Here is a 19,712-nt window from a genome sequence, read left to right on the forward strand (position 1 = left end):
AATGGTATACTCAAACGCAAGAAAGAATTGCGGAGTGATAATTGAAAAACACCTTCAAGGGTCTGCTGCGACTGACCCATTTCAATGAATACGCCTGGTTTGTGGTCATCACCACCATTTTAGGCATCACCTCCGCCAAGGGCCAACTCACCTGGCAATTTGCGGCCGTCCTGGCTGCAAATCTCCTGACTGTAGGTTTCGCCTTTATGGTCAATGATATTGAGAACGCCCCGGATGATGCCCTCTCACCTGCTGGTGTGAGCCAAAATCCAATCGCCTCAGGCTGGCTAACCCCCAAAGCTGCGCGTTTGGGCGCTTTCGCAGCTGCCCTCCTTGCAGGCCTGCTCTTTGCCCTTCTGGGATGGATTCCTTTGATAATTGGGCTGCTGAGCCTGCTCCTGGGTTACTTCTACTCTGCCAAAGCCTTCCAGTTGAAACGCATCGTTTTTGTCAATCTCATCGCACAATGCCTGATGCTGGCCGGCCTGCAATTCCTCACCGGGTATTTCAGTTTTCAGACGGTCCTCACCCGGCAATGGTACTGGCCGTTCATTTTCGTCCTGACCATCTCCATCTATGCTGAACTGCGATATGGCACATTTAAAATAAAGACAAACTCAGATCGGGCAGCGAATTCACCTGAAAGCAGAACCAGCCATGCCCTGATGCTGGCGGTATTGTTAATCGGGCTTTTTTCAGGCTTCGTCTCCTTTATCACCCTCAACTTGATTCCGTTCTGGGCCATCATGATCCTGCTCGTACTCACGGCGCTATTCCTCATCCCACTGATCATCAAATCTCGGAATCGGGAGACCCGCTCAACCATTCAAAATTCACTCCTGAAGCCGGTGGAACGAGCCGCAGCTATTGCGTTATTATTACAATACATCCTGCCCTGGTTGAACCAACTTGTGGACCTGGGTATATTCAAATAGAAATCATCAATGCAAGGAAAAATTATGAAGAACAACCCAACCCTCCCCCAGCTAAATTTAGCGGCGCCTACCCGCTGGCAAGATTACGAACTGCTCGATTCCGGAGAAGGGCTCGCCCTGGAACGTGTGGGTACTTACACTTTAATCCGCTCTGAACCGCAAGCCATTTGGTCAAAAGCGCTGCCACAATCCGAATGGAAAAAAGCGGATGCTGAAATGATCACAACCGGGGGTGAAGCAGGCGGTTATTGGAATTTCCGTCACGAAATCAAACAGCCCTGGTGGATCGATTATCATGGGTTACAGGCTGAAATCCGGCTTGCCAAATCGCGCCATATCGGCGTATTTCCGGAACAAGCCAGCCAATGGGACTGGATCGAAGATCAGATCCGAACCGCTGGCCGACCACTCAAAGTGATCAACCTCTTTGGTTATACCGGCATGGCTACCGCAGCCGCCGCCAGAGCAGGCGCAGAGGTGACCCACGTGGATGCTTCCAAACATGCCGTCTCCTGGGCCAGCCGCAACATCGAGCACTCCGGGTTGGCAAAGGCGCCCGTCCGCTGGCTGGTGGAGGATGCTCGCAAATACCTGCACCGGGAAGCTAAACGGCAATCCTATTATGACGGCATCATCCTCGACCCACCCAAGTTTGGCCGCGGTCCAGATGGCAGGGTCTGGAGCTACTTTGAAGACATTGCCGATCTGCTCGATCTTTGCCGTAAAGTGCTCACCCGCCAGCCCCGCTTCATCTGCCTGACCTCCTATGCCATTCAGGCTTCCGCCCTGGTCCCCCATCAGGCGCTGGAAGAGATGATCAGCTCATTTAACGGTCACGTGACCAGCGGCGAGTTGGTCACCGTTGAAAAAAGCAAAGGGAGAATCCTTTCCCATTCCCTCTATTCCCGTTGGACATCCGATTAAGCAGACGAAGGAATTATTATGAAAAGTGACAAGAAATTTGCCCTGATCGGCCCCGGTGTGATGGCGGAAGCAATTATTGAAGGGCTGATCCGTGAGAGCGTAATCCCTGCTGGCAAGATCATCGCTGCAGGCCCACGCCAGGAACGCCTGGATGAACTGATGCAACGCTATAGCATCCAAACCAACCTCGACAACGCCAAAGCGACCAAAGAAGCCGATGTTGTGATTATCTGCGTCAAACCCCAGAAGCTAACCGAAGTGTTGACTGACCTTAAAAGTCAAATCCCCCTAAAGACTTTGGTGATCTCCATTGTGGCCGGCGCAACCTGTCAGCAACTAAAAGCCGGACTCGATCATGATTGCGTGGTCCGCTCCATGCCCAACACTCCTGCTCAGGTCGGCGAGGGAATGACCGTTTGGACCCAAACCGAAGCTACTTCCGAAAACCAGCATGCGCTTGCCCAACAAATCCTCGCAGCCCTCGGGCATGAGATCTTTGTGGAAGAGGAGAGTTATATCGACATGGCGACTGCCGTCTCCGGAACCGGACCAGCCTATGTCTTCCTCTTTCTGGAAGCAATGATTGACGCCGGTGTTCACCTGGGACTCCCCCGCCGAATTGCGGAAGAAATGGTTGTGCAAACCATTCAGGGATCTATGTCCTATTACACCCAGAACCAATCTCACCCCGCCCGCCTGCGCAACCGGGTGACCTCACCCGGCGGCACTTCCGCCACAGCGCTCTACTATCTGGAGAAGATGGGTTTCCGCACAGCCATCTCCCGAGCCATTTGGGCTGCCTTTACCCGGTCGCAGGAACTCGGTAAAGGGCAAAAACACCAGGACCCTGAAAAAATCTAAGGTTGCAACTATGCAAGAAAAAATATTTGACATTTCAGAAAAACTCGGTGAAGCATTAATCGCCAGTAGCCTCACAATAGCCACCGCAGAATCATGTACTGGCGGCCTTTTGGGACATCTGCTGACCAGTGTCTCAGGTTCCTCCGCCTACTATCTTGGTGGCGTGATCGCCTACAGCAATGCCGTCAAGGAAGCCTTCCTGGGAGTCCGGCATGAGACCCTGGTTAAATATGGCGCCGTGAGCGAACAAACCGCCAAGGAAATGGCAGCCGGGACCCGTGAGCGGATCGGCAGTGATATTGGCATCTCCACTACCGGGATCGCCGGACCAACCGGCGGCACACTGGAAAAACCTGTCGGTCTGGTCTATATCGGGATCAGCACTGCAGAAAAGACGTTTGCCATCAAATGTAATTTCAAGGGCAGCCGCGAAAATGTCAAAGAAGAAACAGCCCGTACACTGTTGAAAAAAACATTGGAAATGGTACAGGAAAAGGCTGAGGAAGAAAGAAAGAAGAAAATCCTGATCCTAATGAGCGATGCCGGAATGGGCCACCGCTCTGCCTCAAATGCGCTTCGGGACACCTTCCAACTTATGTTTGGCGAAGATTGCGAAGTGGTCATAAATAATCCCCTTGACCATCCAAAAACTCCCAAAGCCTTACACAGAAGCCAGACGGATTATGATTCGATCATCAAACATCTGCCCGATCTCTATAAAGTAGGCTATCAAATTAGTGATAGCTCCCTTCCGGTGACTTTCATTGAAGGCGGCCTGATCGCTGCCCTCTACCTCCCCTTGCGGGATATCCTCCTTAAGAATCAACCTGATCTGGTCATATCAACCTTTCCCCTCTATCAAGCCCCTTTGGAAGCTGTGCTGGCGATGAACAACCAGCCCCGGAGCCCTCTCTTCACCACAATTACTGATCTGGTATCCGTACACCAGCTTTGGTTTGATCGCAACATCACCCGTCTCGCTGTTCCCACGGAAGAGGTGAAGCAATTGGCCCTCAAAGCTGGTCTGAAAGAATCTCAAATCATCATGACAGGGATTCCTGTCAACCCCAGGATCAGCCAATTACAGCAAGCTGACCCAAATGAACTACGCCGAGAATTGGGTTGGGATGAGAATCTGACCCCCATTCTGGTGGTGGGCAGTCCCCGGATGTATAACCTCGGTGATCTGCTGCCAGCATTGGATCAATGCGAAGCCCCCTTCCAATTAGTGCTTGTGGCAGGTGGCAATGAAGACTTCCATAATCAACTGCTGGAAACAGAATGGAAGCATCCAACCCATATTTACAATTTCGTCGATGATTTACCCAAAATGATGCGTGCTTCAGGGATGAATGTATGCAAGGCAGGCGGACTGATCGTAACCGAATCACTGGCATCCGGATTGCCCCTGCTGCTGGTGGATGCGCTGCCGGGTCAGGAAATTGGCAATATGGAATTTGTGGTTGCCCATGGAGCTGGCGAATATCATACTACCCCAGAAGACGTCCAGGACTGCATCACTCGCTGGTTTGCCAACCATGAAGAAGTCCTCAAACAGATTGCAGAAAATGCCAAGAAAATCGGCAAACCCGAAGCGGCGTTCAGAATTGTTGATGAAGCCTGGAAAATAATCCAAGAAGGGCCCATTGATACAACTATAAAGCCCCTGCAAGTTTACAGACGTAACCTGCAGGAGCTGTTGGACAGATTCAATATCAATTTATCTGATTAATTGGTGCTGATCAGGCTTCCTCGGCGATGGGTGTGACCAATACCCGGTCCACCCGGCGGCCGTCCATATCCACCACTTCAAACTCGTAATTATCATAGGTGAATTTCGCACCAGTCTTCGGGATTCGCCCCAGCTGGCTCATCACAAAACCGCTGAGGGTCTGATAGCCTGCACGATCCTCATCGACCATTTCGTGGATATTTAAAAGTTCCTTGAGTTCATCCACGACGAGTAACCCATCGAATAACCAGGAGCCATCCTCACGCTGAACGGCCATGTAATCTCTGTCAGCGCCGTCCTCGGGGATTTCACCCACAATTGCTTCTAAAATATCATAATCCGTCACCATGCCGGTGATGCCGCCAAATTCATCCACAACCATCGCGAGATGCACACCGCTAGTCTGGATGTTCTCCAGCGCTTTCAAGGCGGGCATATTCTCCGGAACGTAAATCGGTTCCAGAATGTAATCCCGCAGGTTAAAATCCGAATCGTTCATGTCATGCCCCAACAGGTCCCGGGTCTGGATATAGCCAAGGACATTATCCATATTGCCCTCAGCGACAGGCACCCGGGAGTGCGACACTTCCTTGATCTGCTGCCAGATTTCCTCTTTGGGGGCATTCACATCAATCCAGGCCATTTCCATGCGGGGGGTCATCAATGCTTCCACCCGCCGGTCCCCCAGACGGAAGATACCTGAGAACATATCCCGCTCAGCATCCTCAATCACACCAATCTCACGGCCTTCATCAATAAAGCCCTTGATCTCTTCCTCGGTGATGGATGGGCCCTTATCCGTGTTGATATGAAGGATTTTCAGGCCGACGTTGGTCGAAATGCTAAGCAGTTTGGTGAGCGGCCGGAAGATCTTGGTCATCACAAATATGACCGGCGAGAGCCGAACGACAACGGCTTCTGGTTTACTCACCGCCAGTCGCTTGGGGATCAGCTCGCCCATCACAATGGAGAAATAAGTGATCACCGTCACAACCAGGATCAGTGCGATCAACTCAGCTTGCGGCGCCAGGAAGGAGATATGCTCCAGCTGCCGCGCTAACGGATTAGCTAAAGTGGCACCACCAATACCGCCTGCCAGCGTGTCGATCAGCGTGATCATGATCTGAACCGTGGACAGGTACTGCTGGTTAGGATCGGCTAATAATGTCAGTGTGCGTTTCGCACCCACACTGCCGGCTTCCACCCGCTGCTGCAGGCGTGTCTTCCGGGAAGCTACCATCGCGATCTCATACATTGCAAAAATCGCGTTGAAGAAAAAGAGGACAAAAATAAGAATGATATTGACGTAAATAGGCATTGATACTACGACTTTCCTTTCAATCAACTGCTCTTATTTTACCGTTGATTTCATTGGGTCTGTTGTTTCGGGAGTATAAGGGCGGCGTCAGTTTCTTAACAAACTTCACCTGACAGGGAATTTCCAACGCATTTAGGAGCTGAAATAATGACTGTATAGGGGGAGGAACAGGGTCGTCAGAAGATGGCATCATTGGGAAAGCTCTTTAACCATCCAGCGATACCCCGCCCCAGCCACCTTCACCCGTCGGTTTGTTTCCAGGTACATCGCTGTGGTCTTGAAGCCAAAATCGTTATAAAGTTTTTTCGCCGTCTTGTTCTCAATGGCAACCCGAAGTGCCAGGCGACGCGATCCGGCTTCCTTCGCCTGCTTTTCAGCATATTTCAGGAGCTGATCGCCAATACCCCGCCCGCGATATTGTGGCCTGACGGCCAAATTACCGATGACATAATCCCCCCTTTTGGCATCCTTCATAAAGACCAGCGGCCAGGTGCGAACGATCATGGCCAGCCTTCCCCGGAACTTGTACTGCTTGAGGAGCAAGCGGTCAGTCACCCGGTCCAGCCTAGGCAGCCTTTTTGCTGAATAGGCCACTAAACCTCCCACAACGCGGCCCTGGACGACAGCTAAAGTCATTTCTTCGTAACTCAATAGGTGACCGGGAATAGTGAAAACCTTTTCCAGAATTGCCTTGGCACGGTCTTCGCTGCCCAAACCAATCGTAAAGGTGGCCACCTGTGGGAAGGTCGCATAAATCAGAGAGCTAGCGACTTTGGCATCCGCTTCTGTTGCCGGTCGAAAGCTGATCTCGTCGGGTTGAATAGGTTTTTTTGCCATTTGAGCCTTACTTCGCGTGATTATGTGATCAGATCATCTGGCAGATGATCAACTTTATTCTGATAGGCCAACATCGCCCGGCCATCATCTCGGACATCAATCCGGCTGATGGCGGTGTTATTCATGTGAATCCAATAGGACTGCGAGGTGACCTCAAAGAATGCACCTATGATCCGGCTGAAAATGCCGCCATGCATTACAATGCCCACCCGGTGATTCGTGCCGGCATGTTCTTCAAGCAGTTTTTCCACAATTGACCGCGCCCTGACGCTATATTCCTCACGCGGTTCCTTGTCCTTGTTCCACCAACCTTCTTCCGGAAGATCTTCGGGGATGATTAGCTCAGGGAAATTGGTTTCAAAGTAGGAACGCCCCTTACCGGGCAATCCCATCCACAAAATTTCTTCGCCTTTTCGTTCGGCCAGGAACACGCCGCCGTTTTCATGCACTTCCGGCCAAGCCACCAGCGGCAGGCCGGTCTCCTGCGAAATGGGCAGTGCGGTTTGGATCGCCCTTGTCATCAGCGAGCAGTAGAGATGGGTCAGCCCAAAGCCTTTACGGTTTTGCAGGTCATTACCACCCTCGGGCTCCGGCCGGTTTAAATATTTCGCCACCAACTCAGCCTGGCATTTTCCGATGTCAGTCAGTTTGGGATCTTCCACCCGTTGGAAGAGGTAATCCTTGCGATCCACCGTATCCATCGTAAGGTTATTTTGAGATTGTCCATGACGAATAAAATAAAATTGCAGCAAAATAAACTCCTATAAGTTATGGTTTTTCCGAACCGTCTCAATCAAAGGCGCAATCGTCCTGGATTGGTCCGGCCCCTTACCATAATGATCTGAATATTCATCCTCACCACACAGCGCGGCCAGAGAAGCCTGGAGGTTATCACTCAGGGCGAGGGCATCATAGCCTCCCTCCAGTGCAAGCACCATTTTGCCGCCTGTCAACCTGTCCGCCAAATCAACCAGCTTTTGTGTGATGTTGAAAAAGCCCTGGGTATTCATGGTGAGGCTTGTGAGCGGGTCCGAAAAATGAGCGTCATATCCGGCGGCAACGAACAGCATATCAGGCTGAAATGCTTCCAGCCAGGGGGTCACCACCTGATCAAAAAGCTGCTCAAAGACCTTTGTGCCGGAAAAAGCCGGGACGGGAAGGTTGATCAGCCGTCCAGGGGCATGGGGAGCAGCTTCAATTTCCCCTGTGCCCGGATAAAGCCCCTGTTCATGGATTGAGCAGTATCCCACTTGTTCAGTATTCCAAAAGATATCCTCAATGCCATTCCCATGATGGGCATCAAAGTCAAAGATCGCCACCTTGCCCACCCCGCTGATCACAGCGTCTGCCGCAGCGATCGCGAGGTTATTGAACAAGCAAAACCCCATCGCCTGCTCCCGCGCAGCATGGTGGCCTGGCGGGCGCACGATGGCAAATCCCATACCACCATCCTCATTAATCACTTTGCGGCTGACGGCCAAGGTCGCTCCTGCGGCACCAAGCGCCGCCTGAAAACTGGCAGGCGTCACATATGTTGGCGCATGCTCAATCTCGTGTGCACCAAACCGGCATTCTTCCTGCAAAGCCTCAAGCATGCGCTGGGTATGTCCCAGGACGAGGTCGCCCAGGGTCGCAGGTTGATAATTCAATTGTTGCATGCCTGGGAAGGATGAATCCCTCAGCCAATCCTCAAAAACCCTGAAACGTTCAGGGGATTCGGGATGGCCGGGGTAAGAATGTTCCGGCGCTGCCTGATAAGTATAGAAGACTTGGTTTTGTTTTTCGTCCATCATTTCGTTGCAGTCAATAGTATACCGCATCTGGCCTGACCAGGTTGGGTCATCAGGACTATTGATAATCCCAAGAACACTTTAAATTGCCTATACGAAAGCCACTTCGCCGCTGAAAGTGGTATAATCCCTACGTTAATTTCATTATCCTGAACGAGATTGAACCAAATATGCTTGAAAAACTACAAGGTATCATTGACCGATACGAAGAAATCGAACAGCAGTTGACCGAGGTCGGCGACGACTATAACGCCGCGATCGAGCTTTCCAAGGAACGCTCGGAGCTCGAACCCCTGGTCACCAAGGCGCGCGATTATCAAAGCACGCTTGATAAGATCAAAGAAACCCAATCCCTGCTAACCGCAGAGGATGAAGAAATGCGCTCTCTGGCGGAAATGGAGATGGAAGAACTCCAGGAACACCAGGCCACCCTCGAAGACGAGCTGAAGAGCATGTTGGTCCCCAAAGACCCCCGTGATCAGCGCAACGTCATTATGGAAATCCGCGCAGGCACCGGCGGTGACGAAGCCGGCTTGTTTGCCGCGGAACTCTACCGGATGTACTCCCGCTATGCTGAACGCCAGGGTTGGAAGACTGAAATCATCACCCTGCACGAGACCGGCATTGGCGGTATCAAGGAAGCCAACTTCATTATTAAAGGTAAGGGCGCTTATTCCCGCCTGAAATATGAATCCGGCGTCCACCGGGTGCAGCGCGTACCTGAGACGGAATCCCAGGGGCGCATCCACACCTCCACCGTCACCGTGGCCGTTCTGGCTGAGGTGGATGATGTTGAAATCAACATCCCGGATTCGGATATCTCCATTGATGTCTATAAATCCGCGGGGGCTGGCGGCCAGAACGTTCAGAAGAACGCCACTGCGGTGCGGATCACCCATATTCCCACCGGGCTGGTCGTGGCCTGCCAGGATGAACGCTCCCAGTTGCAGAACAAGATGCGCGCAATGAGTGTCCTCAAAGCCCGTCTCTATGAGATTGAAGAATCCAAACGCCAGGCCGAGGAATCAGCCACCCGCCGTTCCCAGATCGGCACCGGAGAACGCTCCGAAAAAATCCGCACCTACAACTTCCCCCAGAGCCGCGTCACCGATCACCGGGTGAACCTCTCATCCTATAACCTGAGCGGCGTCCTCGATGGCGACATTGATGAATTTATCGACGAACTGACGCTGGTGGACGAAGCGGAAAAACTAGCCCTGGTCGAGGAGTAAACTCATCAACCTGAAGCAGATTCGGGCGGACATCCAGACTTCCCTGGCGGAAAATGATTTTGAAACGCCGGGTAACATCAGCCTGCTCCTGTTCAGCCATCTGCTGAATAAACCCAAGGCCTGGGTCCTCGCCCATCCTGAATTTGAAATTACTACAGATGAACATCACGCCCTGCAAGCAGCTTTAGATCAGCTCCTGCAGGGTGTTCCTTTACCCCACTTGCTGGGTGAGTGGGAATTCTTCGGTCGGTCCTTCATCGTCTCACCAAATGTACTGATCCCCCGCCCGGAGACGGAACTGCTGGTCGAACGAGCCCTCACATTGGCAGCGGAAATGGACCACCCTCGAATCGTCGATGTCGGCACCGGTTCCGGCGCCATCGCCCTCACCCTGGCAGCAGAATTGCCCCAGGCGAAAGTGATCGCCATCGATATCTCCCGGCCTACCCTGCGTATAGCCCGTCAAAATGCTCAAAAGCATTTTAACAAACCTTTCCCCCTCGTTCAGGGCAACCTGCTGCAGCCCCTGTCCGGACCTTTCGACCTGATCTGTGCCAACCTGCCCTATATCCCGACCCGCACCCTGCAAGACCTTCCCGTGGCGCAGTGGGAACCCGTACTGGCGCTGGATGGCGGTCCATCCGGGTTGGACCTGATCGAGGCACTCCTCCACCAGGCTCTCAGCCGCATAGCTCCGTCGGGCTGCATCCTGCTTGAAATCGAATCCAGCCTGGGCGCTGAAACCCTATCCCTGGCAAAATCCGTTTTTCCCATTGCTGAAATCCACCTCCACCAAGACCTGACCGGTAATGACCGACTGGTTGAGATAGAATTCCCCTAGATTATCTCAAATATGGTTTAGAATTGGTCATTGATAGCGTTTATAAGGATGACCTCATGATCGAAACAGCCATTCTTGCAGCAAGTGACCCCCAGGCAATACCCACAGCATCTCAGATCATCGCTGAGGGCGGTCTGATCGCCTTTCCCACAGACACCATCTACGGTCTGGCCGGAGATCCCTTCAATCCGGATGCGCTTAAAAAGATTTATCAGGCAAAAGAACGGCCGGATGAAAAAGCGCTGCCCGTACTGATCGGCTCACTGGAACAGTTTACCCTTTTAGTCTCAGCTCTCTCCGCAGAGGTTGAAGCCATCACCAGAACCTTCTGGCCAGGGCCACTCACCCTCGTGCTGCCCAAACACCCCAATCTACCTCCGGAACTTTCCGCTTTCCCAACTGTTGGTGTGCGTATGCCGGATCACCCTTTCACCCTGGCCTTGCTGCATCAAACCGGACCGCTGGCGACCACCTCGGCAAATATCTCCGGTGGCCCAAACCCGACCAATGCGCAGGATGTTCTGAAACAACTGGGTGGTCGAGTTGATCTTATCCTGGATGGAGGCCCCACACCTGGGCCCACTGCCTCCACCGTAGCCGATGTTTCCTCACCTCATTACAAAATCTTAAGGGAAGGCCCCATTTCCTTATCTGACCTCCAAAATCTCAGCAGACAGGACTAATCATGGAATTCGAAACCAAGGATTTCAGCCTATCCATCTCCTCCCTTTCAGGTATTCTCACCCTGCGGTCTCGTAACTTCCCTGAGACGTCCTTCCAAACCCGGGTGAACGCCATCATCGATTTTCTTGGCAAAGAACAACCACTGTTGGAAAAATCCTTGTCCATCCTTGAAACCGAAGAACCCACCATACTGGAAGCCCCTGCCGGCCCCATGCGGCTGATCACCTTCCGGTTGGCGACAACGCTCAAAGAAGTACAGCTCATCGTCCGCTGCGGTCTTTCCATAGCGGAACCAATGGCCTTTTTGCAGCTGGAACTGGTCAATAGCAGCGATAAAGAACTCGTGCTCATACGAATGGACCTGCTGGATATCCCGGCTGGGCAGCTGCATCTGGGAAAGATCAACCCAAGTGATCCGTTCTTCTATAGTAACGGCTGGCAGTCCTGGTCCAGCACAGGTTCCTTTGGCCTGGGTGACCAACAGAACAAATCCATGTTGAAGCGATTCCAAAATCCAATGGTCGTCAACCCAGGCACACCACAACCCAAGAAACGCAACACCTTCACCGGTGATATGTACGGCCTGGTTGGTGACAAGCAGAACAAAATCGGCCTGGTGGCGGGTTTCCTCTCCCAAAAGGCGCAGTTCGGCAGCCTGGAAGCCACTTTCAGCCCAACACCTTCCTTGAAAGCCTGGGCGAATGGTGACTATATCCACATTAAACCTGGCTCAAACGTCCAAACCGACTGGCTGGCGCTCAGTTTTGTCAATCTGGCCGATCCTGATCCAATGGGACCCTACCTGACAACGGTTGGACGGCTGCATGGCGTGTTGCAGGACGAATCCGTGCCCGTGGGCTGGTGCTCCTGGTATCACTTCTATCAGGACATTGACGAAAAGGTGCTGGATGCCAACCTCGATACCGTAATTGCCTTAAAACCCGAATTGCCGCTGGAACTCTTCCAGATTGATGACGGCTTTGAGACCTATCCCGGTGATTGGTACGATTTTGTCTCCGGTTTCCCCAAGGGATTGAAACCCCTGGTTGAAAAGACTAAAAAAGCGGGGCTGATCCCTGGTGTTTGGCTGGCCCCCTTCATCGTTCACCCCAAAGCACGGCTGGTGACGGAACACCCGGATTGGCTGCTGCGTGATGCCGATGGCAAGACTGTAACCGCGGGCTTTGTCTGGAACAGCTTCACCCTTGCCCTTGACCTGACCAACCCAAAAGCCCTGGCTTATACCCAGGAAGTAATCCGCACGGCTGTGCAGGATTGGGGATTCACCTATCTCAAACTGGACTTCCTTTATGCAGCGGCATTGGAAGGTATCTATCAGGACCCAACCCTTTCCAGGGCCCAGGTGCTGCGGATGGGATTGGAGGCACTGCGTGAAGCCGCCGGGCCGGAGATCACCATGTTGGGCTGCGGCTGTCCCCTTGGCTCTGGGCTGGGCATTTTTGAAGCCATGCGGATCAGCGCCGATGTCAGCGGCTTTTGGAAACCGCATTTTCCACCAGCCAGCATTATCCTAAAGAATGAACCCCACATGCCCTCCGCCCGCAACGCCATTAATAACATCCTCACCCGCGCCCCGCTCCACCGCCGCTGGTGGGTCAATGACCCGGACTGCCTGCTGGTGCGACCGGATACCCGGCTTTCACTGGCAGAAGTGCAGACCCTCACGACCGCGATTGGCCTGACCGGGGGATCACTGTTGGTATCGGATGACCTGCCTGCCCTGCCAAAAGACCGCCTGGCGATTGCCCAGGCTCTGCTTCCGGTGATCGGTAAGCGTGCTCGGGTTTTGGACCTCTTCGAGACGGATTTCCCCAGTATGCTGCGAGTGGACCTGGAAGGACCGGAAGGCCCCTGGCACCTGCTGGCGAAGTTCAACTGGGAAGCATCTCCCAAAGACCTGACCTTCACATGCGAAGAATATCAATTGGATATTAATCAATCCTATTGGCTGAGGGAATTCTGGACCGGTCAGATTGGGCTGCTCAGACCTGATCGCCCACTGACATTTGCCAAAATCCCAGCTCATGGCGTGGCCGTTGTGGCTGCCCGTGCCTTTGCCCCCCATAGACCGACCTATTTGGGCAGCAGCCTGCACCTCGCCCAAGGGGTTGAAATTTCCGACTGGCAGGATGGGGAAAAGGAATTGTCTATCGCATTTAGATTGGAAAGGAACGCCTCCGGAGATGTCGTCCTGTCTCTGCCCTGGCAGCCCACTTCTGCCCATTGCAATGGAAATCCATGCACCATTGAGGACTTGGGCGACGGAATCTACACCCTCCACCTGACTGATGCCGATCAGTGCAAGCTGAACCTCCTTCATTAAAAAAGGGCAGAAATTCCTTTCGTTTGGTTGTTTTCAGGGATAATGTGATCTTTTTACATGTCCATGTGTCACTAAATCAAAATTTTTCCATGTAAATTGTACCCAAATTTCAATTTGCCACTATCCAAAATCGTCCCAATCGGATAGGATTATATGCTTGCCGGATAACGTCGGCCTGGTTGGCCGATGTTTTTTATGGAACAAACCTATCTTTTATTAAGTGAGATTTATTGATTTATGCTTACAGAACGAACTGATCTAAGAAATATCGCCATCATTGCCCATGTTGACCATGGCAAAACCACACTTGTGGATGGCTTGCTGAAACAGGCCAATGTTTTCCGCGCGAATCAACAAGTGGCCGAACGTGTGATGGATTCTAATGATTTAGAACGCGAACGCGGTATAACCATTTTGGCCAAGAACACCGCTATCGAAATTTGGGATCAAAAAACAAATCAAAATGTCAAAATCAACATCGTTGATACACCCGGGCATGCCGATTTTGGCGGAGAAGTGGAACGGGTCATGAACATGGTTGATGGTGTGCTGCTCCTGGTGGATGCAGCTGAAGGGCCCATGCCACAGACACGTTTCGTGCTTAAGAAAGCCCTCGAATTGGACCGCCGCGCGATCGTCGTCATCAATAAAGTGGATCGCAAAGATGCCGATACAGAGCGGGTGCTCAATCAAACCTTTGATCTATTCATTGAATTGGGTGCCAGTGAGGAGCAGGCATATTTTCCGGTGATTTACGCCAATGCCGTCACCGCCCAGGCCGGTCTTACCCCGGATTTGGGCCCCAACTTACAACCCCTCTTTGATGCCATCTTAACCCAAATCCCCTGCCCAAAGGTGGATCTCGAAGCGCCTCTGAAAATGTTGGTTACCAATCTGGGTTACGATCAATACCGCGGCGTTACGGCTATCGGTCGAATTCATGCCGGTCAGATGCGAGTTAACATGCCTTTGGCCCGTGTCCGGGTAAATGGTGAGATCCTGCCTGAAAGTGTTCGCTATTTAAACACCTATGAAGGATTGGCTCAGGTCGCCGTTGATTCCGCTCAAGCGGGAGATATCGTTGTCCTGGCTGGGTTGGAAGGGATTGCCATTGGTGAAACCCTGACCGACCCGGAGCACCCTGAACCCTTGCCGCCTATTCAGGTTGAAGAACCTACTGTGCATATGACCTTTGGAGTCAACACGTCACCTTTTACCGGACGTGAGGGCCAATGGGGCACCTCCCGAAAATTGCGCCAGCGTCTTTTTGATGAACTGCGCACTAATGTGGCCCTGAAAGTGGCCGAAGGCGAAAGTCCAGATACTTTCCTGGTTTCCGGAAGAGGCGAGCTTCATCTCGCCATTCTGATTGAAACCTTGCGTCGGGAAGGGTACGAATTCCAGGTGTCGAAGCCTGATGTAATCCTGAAGCAGGATGGCGAAGGCAGAACACTGGAGCCTTTCGAAGATGTATTTATCGAGACCAGTCCGGATACAGTTGGCGTGGTCGTTGAGATGTTGGGAACACGGCGTGGCGTCATGAAAAATATGGTTAACACCACGACCGGCACCGTACGTCTGGAATTCCTGGTGCCAACCCGCGGTCTGCTGGGCTTTCGATCTCACTTTCTATCAGCCACTCGCGGCGAAGGTGTCATCCATACACTCTTTCATGGCTATTTACCGCATGCCGGGGAAATCAGCGAGCGCGCATCCGGCTCCCTGGTTGCCTTCGAGACAGGTATGACAACCACCTTTGGCCTAAAGAATGCTGAAGAACGGGGAATTTTGTTCTACGGAGCCGGTACGGCAGTTTATGCCGGTATGGTGGTTGGAAAATATCAGCGTCCCGGTGATCTGGATATTAATGTCTGCAAGAAGAAAGAGCTCACCAATATGCGAGCAGCCAATGCAGATAAAGAAATCCGATTAACGACCCCCACACACTTGAGCCTTGAAGAAGCCATCGAGTATCTGGGCAAGGATGAACTTTTAGAAGTTACCCCGCTTGCATATCGTATCCGTAAACAATTGCTTGACGCTCGGGAGCGTGGACGACTTAGCAAAACAGCCAGAAAAGCAGAGCTTGAGGTGGAAAATTAAGCTGGAGACTTTCATGCTACATTGAACTTCTCTCTTTTGCAAGAAGTGTTTGCTTAAATAAATAAAAAGAGACCTCCGGTTGGAGATCTCTTTTTTTGATTAATTACTGGCTGGGACAGGGACATCCACCTCTTGCGGTAATCCCTCTCCTGGAGACGATTGTGGCTGGTCTGGGACGGCGTCCGGGATTTCCGTTTCCAGTTTGCGGACTCTCGGATTGGCATAGGCCAGACCGGTGACAAAGAACAGGATGATCCCGCTGGTGATCAGCATTAACCCGATCCCTCGGGTTGGTCCGACCCCAATCCAGCGACCCACAAAAGTACTCGCCAGCTTCCCGCCTTCAACCAGCAAGGGGTTGAAGACATGATCCGCCAAAAAACCACTGAGCAGGAAAGCGATTGGCATCATAGACATGCTGATCATACTGCGGGTGGCCATCACCCGACCCTGGATTTCCGGGGCGACCTTGGTTGCAAACATGGCTGAACTGGCGCTGCTTCCGAAGGGCGAGAAAAACATCACCACAAACAAACCCGCGCCGATCAGGGCTACTGAAGGTTGGCTGCCAGCGAGGAAAAATCCAAGCGTTGAGAGCAAGATGAACACCATGATGAATACGACCCGATTCTTCTTAACGCCACCCCAGACGCTCATCACCAGGCTGCCCGCCAACATCCCCACCCCGAGGAAGGTCTGCACGACACCAAGGCTGGTGGCGGAACCGATCGCCAGAACCAGAGGACCGATCATCACTGCCGAAATGTTCAGGAAGAAATTGACCAGGGCAAAATACCACAGGAGACCCATCAAGCCGGGGCGGTCCTTCAGGTAACCCCATCCAAATGCCACATCCTTCCAGACGGAATGCTTTTCCTTGGAGATCTCCATCGTATTCTCCGGCTGGGGAATATGAACCAAAATCAGCGTTATCAGGGCAAACAGAAAAGTACCGATATCAATAATAATGATCCCCGCCATTCCAATTGTGGTCAACAGCGCTCCCGCCAGGATGGGGGTCAGAATGGTTTGAATGGCATCTCCCATCTGGATCAGACTGTTGGCACGGGTGAGTTGCTCCTTAGGCACCATCATCACAATCGAAGCGGAATAGGCCGGCTGCTGGAAGGCACCAAAGACCGCTTCCAAACAGCTAATCAGGTAGATCATCCAGACTTCCATGGTTCCGGTCAACAACAGTGCAGCCGTTGCCAGTGTGACCAATCCGGCCAGCGAATCCGAGACCAGCATGATCATCTTGCGGTTCCAGCGGTCACTCACCGCACCGGCTATGGGAGATAGCAAGATTCGAGGCAGCACACTGAACAGAGCCGTCATGGCAAAAGGCGTGGCTTGCCCTGTTTGGTCATAGATCCAGACTGCGAGGGCAAAGCCGATCAACCCGGAGCCGATCAGTGAGGTGACCTGCCCCACCAGGACGATGAGGAAGGTCCGCATACTTTTCAAAGAGTTATTTTTCTTATTTATTTTCTTCATCTTTTTCATCATTCTCATAGTAGAAACTTGGGTAAAGGAAATAAGCTGCACTATAAACTCTGGCATCTGGATCGGAGGGCTTTGCCTCTGGTAAAGCTTCAAATTCTTCCAGAAGATCCTTGAACCGCTGACTCATTTTCTTAAAGTCTTCATCTTTGAGCCGCCTCTTTTTCCGGATAATTGAGATCTCGCTTGATTTTCCACCTTCCTCTTTATCAGATGAGAAATCCAATGCTTGTAGGCTTCGAACGATATCCTCTTTTGTCGCTTCCAGAGCAGCGACGATCATACGATTAATGTCTTCAGCGATAATGCCGGGATTTGTGTTGACAATATCCTGATCGACCATGATTTCTTTGGCTGTAGTCCAGTAGTATTTCTCGATAATGTTATTGATAGTCTGGGTTCGAACCACTTTGATCAACCCGGTGGACTCCAACATGTTGAAATGGTAATAAAGCCGGTTGCTGGTCATACCCAATTGGTCTGCTACAAACTTAACAGTCTGCGGTTGTTCTCCCAAAATCTCAATGATCTGAATCCGCAGAGGGTCTGTCATCACCTTAAGCGTCTCAAGGTCTTTGATGATGAATAATGGCTGTTGTTCATATTTTTCGCCCATAAAAATCTCCTTTGTCGTTAAAATTATTTTTAACGTCAAAACTAGTTTACAGCGATCAGAAATATTTGTCAATGCCTAAAGGAATCAAAAAGCGCTCCATTGCTGAAGCGCTTCAAAGGATCTTCTAGTTTGGATTACTTTTCAGGTTTACTATCCGGGATTTGTTCCAGTGCTTTCCGTTTCTTGGCCTGACGCTTGGCCTTGCCTTTCTTCATCATCCTGACCACGAAGTAGATTATTGCGCCGAATAAGGCCAGGAAGGGCAGCCAGGAAATCACGAACCAAATCAGGATATCAACGAGCTTCTGCCCGGCCTTCACCAGGGCTTCCACAGCATTCTTGACCGTCCCCTGCGGTTCCCATCCGGCAATCACAATGGGCTGCAGGGATTCTTTGGCAACAATCTCCACCGAAATGGCGGACATGGCAGCGGATTCTGACAGGTACTGCATCCGGCCCTTGACCGATTCGATCTGTCCCCGATAGTAGGTCAATTCATCAAACACATCCAACACGTCTTCCGTATCCTGCGCCTTTTCCATAATGGCGGTCAGGGCTTCTTCGGCCGCTTCCAGGTTACGCAGCTGGGATTCGAGATCTGTATATTCCGAAGTAACATCCTGGCCGGACACATTCTCAAAAAGGACATCATCTTCAGGCTCCGGCGTGAGCCCTTTGATAGCGGTCATAATCGGATCCAACTGCCCGGCAGGCACCCGGATGGTCACATTGGCATAAGGCACCGTGTTGCCGCTGGAGGTGGTGGACTGGTAGATATTTGAATAGACCACGAACCCACCCGCACTCTCAGCCATTGCAATGATCGAATCAAGTGACGTGGTTGGATTTTCGACGGCAATCCGCAAATTCGCATTGTAGATCACCATCCGCTCTGTGGCTGCTGCTGATTCGCCCATTCCAGCGTCATAACTGCGAGGGGACTCTGCCGTCATGCCATCCATTTCCATCGCTTCTTCCATCACGACATACTCATTTTCGAGGCCAGCCTCAGGCATAAAACCCACTTTATCTTCTGCAGTGGATTGCGCGGCTGCGCATGCAGAGGCAAATAAGGCGACTATCAGGATCATGCTGACCAGTAAGATATTTCTCTTCTTCATCATTTTCTCCTTTTCTTCAGAACGAGCTTATCCATACTATTTTATACTTTTTTTGACGCTCTAGGTATAAAAAAAGTTCCCTGATGGGATAATTACCCATCCAGGGAACATTTATTATCACTGAAATCCGTCTATCTCACCAGCCCTCGCTCAACCGGGCCGCATGCCGCACTGGCAAACCAGCCGCCAAAATTCGCTCCTGTACCGCTTCGACGTCATAGGGCACCCGGTGATAAACCCAGGGCAGTTCTTCCTGGTCATCGTAGATCATATATGATGACAGCGGGTTATGGTCTCGGGGCTGCCCCACCGATCCGGGGTTCACAATGGACTTCAAATTCAATTTAAACGGCTGATCGGGGCCGATCAGGTAGAGATTCGTGGAATCCGCAGTCTCGTCATCCATCTTGAAAATACAGGGGATATGCGTATGCCCAACCAGACAGAATTGGGTATCAAACATATCCATATTCCTCCTGGCGATGCTGAGCTCCATCACATATTCCCAAACTGGGTTGCGCGGGCTGCCGTGTGCCAGCGTGAACGCATCGATTTCAAGTTTCTCAGGGCGTTCACGCAGCCAGCGGTAGTTCTCGGGGGTGAGCTGGGAAACCAGCCATTCCAGAGAAACCCGAGCATCATTATTGAAAGCGTGAATATCAATTTCACCCAGGATTGCCGCGTCATGATTCCCCTTGACGCAGGCCAGTTCAGCCAATTCCCGCAGAGCGTCAATGCACTCATTCGGATCCGGCCCATACCCCACCACATCCCCCAGACAAAACACACGATCAAAAGGCGCTGCATCATCAAGCACGGCTTGCAGCGCCGTCAGGTTCGAATGAACGTCCGAAAGGATCAGGGTTCGCAT

General features: G+C 51.9%; 17 protein-coding genes. 9 read left to right on the plus strand and 8 right to left on the minus strand.

The genetic code is table 11. The annotated features are described in order from the left end of the window. Positions 1-41: 41 nt before the first annotated feature. The 4 genes from JR338_05285 to JR338_05300 are packed head-to-tail and all read left to right on the plus strand — an operon-like array spanning position 42 to position 4,452. Complete coding sequence (locus JR338_05285; protein ID QRN84154.1) at positions 42-935, plus strand: UbiA family prenyltransferase; 894 nt, start codon at positions 42-44, stop codon at positions 933-935. Positions 936-959: 24 nt separating this feature from the next. Beyond that, the gene (locus tag JR338_05290) at positions 960-1,859 is read left to right on the plus strand and encodes a class I SAM-dependent methyltransferase (GenBank protein ID QRN84155.1); all 900 of its coding nucleotides are present in this window, start codon (positions 960-962) and stop codon (positions 1,857-1,859) included. Positions 1,860-1,877: 18 nt separating this feature from the next. Next, positions 1,878-2,720, plus strand: coding sequence for a pyrroline-5-carboxylate reductase (locus JR338_05295; GenBank protein ID QRN84156.1), 843 nt, complete (start codon positions 1,878-1,880; stop codon positions 2,718-2,720). Between the two features lie 10 nt (positions 2,721-2,730). After that, positions 2,731-4,452 (plus strand): nicotinamide-nucleotide amidohydrolase family protein, encoded by a 1,722-nt coding sequence (locus JR338_05300; protein ID QRN84157.1) that lies wholly within the window; start codon positions 2,731-2,733, stop codon positions 4,450-4,452. Positions 4,453-4,462: 10 nt separating this feature from the next. On the opposite strand, the gene JR338_05305 is transcribed toward JR338_05300, so the two are convergent. The 4 genes from JR338_05305 to JR338_05320 all read right to left on the minus strand — a co-directional run bounded on the left by JR338_05305 (position 4,463) and on the right by JR338_05320 (position 8,400). After that, complete coding sequence (locus JR338_05305) at positions 4,463-5,770, minus strand: HlyC/CorC family transporter (GenBank protein ID QRN84158.1); 1,308 nt, start codon at positions 5,768-5,770, stop codon at positions 4,463-4,465. A gap of 189 nt (positions 5,771-5,959) precedes the next feature. After that, positions 5,960-6,607, minus strand: a complete 648-nt coding sequence (locus tag JR338_05310) for a GNAT family N-acetyltransferase (protein QRN84159.1) — start codon at positions 6,605-6,607, stop codon at positions 5,960-5,962. A 20-nt stretch (positions 6,608-6,627) separates the two neighbouring features. Beyond that, positions 6,628-7,359, minus strand: a complete 732-nt coding sequence (locus tag JR338_05315; GenBank protein ID QRN84160.1) for a histidine phosphatase family protein — start codon at positions 7,357-7,359, stop codon at positions 6,628-6,630. 9 nt (positions 7,360-7,368) lie between these two features. After that, positions 7,369-8,400 (minus strand): histone deacetylase, encoded by a 1,032-nt coding sequence (locus JR338_05320; GenBank protein QRN84161.1) that lies wholly within the window; start codon positions 8,398-8,400, stop codon positions 7,369-7,371. A gap of 167 nt (positions 8,401-8,567) precedes the next feature. Here JR338_05320 and prfA point away from each other — a divergent pair, with 167 nt between their 5' ends. The 5 genes from prfA to typA all read left to right on the plus strand — a co-directional run bounded on the left by prfA (position 8,568) and on the right by typA (position 15,601). Then, positions 8,568-9,629 (plus strand): peptide chain release factor 1, encoded by a 1,062-nt coding sequence (prfA, locus tag JR338_05325; GenBank protein QRN84162.1) that lies wholly within the window; start codon positions 8,568-8,570, stop codon positions 9,627-9,629. A 4-nt stretch (positions 9,630-9,633) separates the two neighbouring features. After that, a complete protein-coding gene (gene prmC / locus JR338_05330; protein QRN84367.1) occupies positions 9,634-10,470 on the plus strand; it encodes a peptide chain release factor N(5)-glutamine methyltransferase in 837 nt (278 codons plus the stop codon). A gap of 56 nt (positions 10,471-10,526) precedes the next feature. Then, on the plus strand, positions 10,527-11,153 hold the full coding sequence (locus JR338_05335) for a threonylcarbamoyl-AMP synthase (GenBank protein QRN84163.1): 627 nt from the start codon (positions 10,527-10,529) through the stop codon (positions 11,151-11,153). Positions 11,154-11,155: 2 nt separating this feature from the next. Next, the gene (locus tag JR338_05340) at positions 11,156-13,498 is read left to right on the plus strand and encodes an alpha-galactosidase (GenBank protein QRN84164.1); all 2,343 of its coding nucleotides are present in this window, start codon (positions 11,156-11,158) and stop codon (positions 13,496-13,498) included. 237 nt (positions 13,499-13,735) lie between these two features. Next, positions 13,736-15,601, plus strand: coding sequence for a translational GTPase TypA (typA, locus tag JR338_05345; protein ID QRN84165.1), 1,866 nt, complete (start codon positions 13,736-13,738; stop codon positions 15,599-15,601). Between the two features lie 99 nt (positions 15,602-15,700). Here the strand turns inward: typA and JR338_05350 are convergent, their stop codons facing one another. The 4 genes from JR338_05350 to JR338_05365 all read right to left on the minus strand — a co-directional run bounded on the left by JR338_05350 (position 15,701) and on the right by JR338_05365 (position 19,712). Continuing rightward, the gene (locus JR338_05350; protein ID QRN84166.1) at positions 15,701-17,098 is read right to left on the minus strand and encodes an MFS transporter; all 1,398 of its coding nucleotides are present in this window, start codon (positions 17,096-17,098) and stop codon (positions 15,701-15,703) included. After that, positions 17,082-17,720, minus strand: coding sequence for a helix-turn-helix transcriptional regulator (locus JR338_05355; GenBank protein ID QRN84167.1), 639 nt, complete (start codon positions 17,718-17,720; stop codon positions 17,082-17,084). Before JR338_05355 ends, JR338_05350 begins: the two co-directional genes overlap by 17 nt. A gap of 134 nt (positions 17,721-17,854) precedes the next feature. Further along, a complete protein-coding gene (locus JR338_05360) occupies positions 17,855-18,844 on the minus strand; it encodes a DUF4349 domain-containing protein (GenBank protein ID QRN84168.1) in 990 nt (329 codons plus the stop codon). Positions 18,845-18,977: 133 nt separating this feature from the next. Beyond that, on the minus strand, positions 18,978-19,712 hold the full coding sequence (locus JR338_05365; GenBank protein QRN84169.1) for a metallophosphoesterase family protein: 735 nt from the start codon (positions 19,710-19,712) through the stop codon (positions 18,978-18,980).

This window comes from Chloroflexota bacterium (genome assembly GCA_016887485.1).
GTDB lineage: Bacteria > Chloroflexota > Anaerolineae > Anaerolineales > Anaerolineaceae > Brevifilum.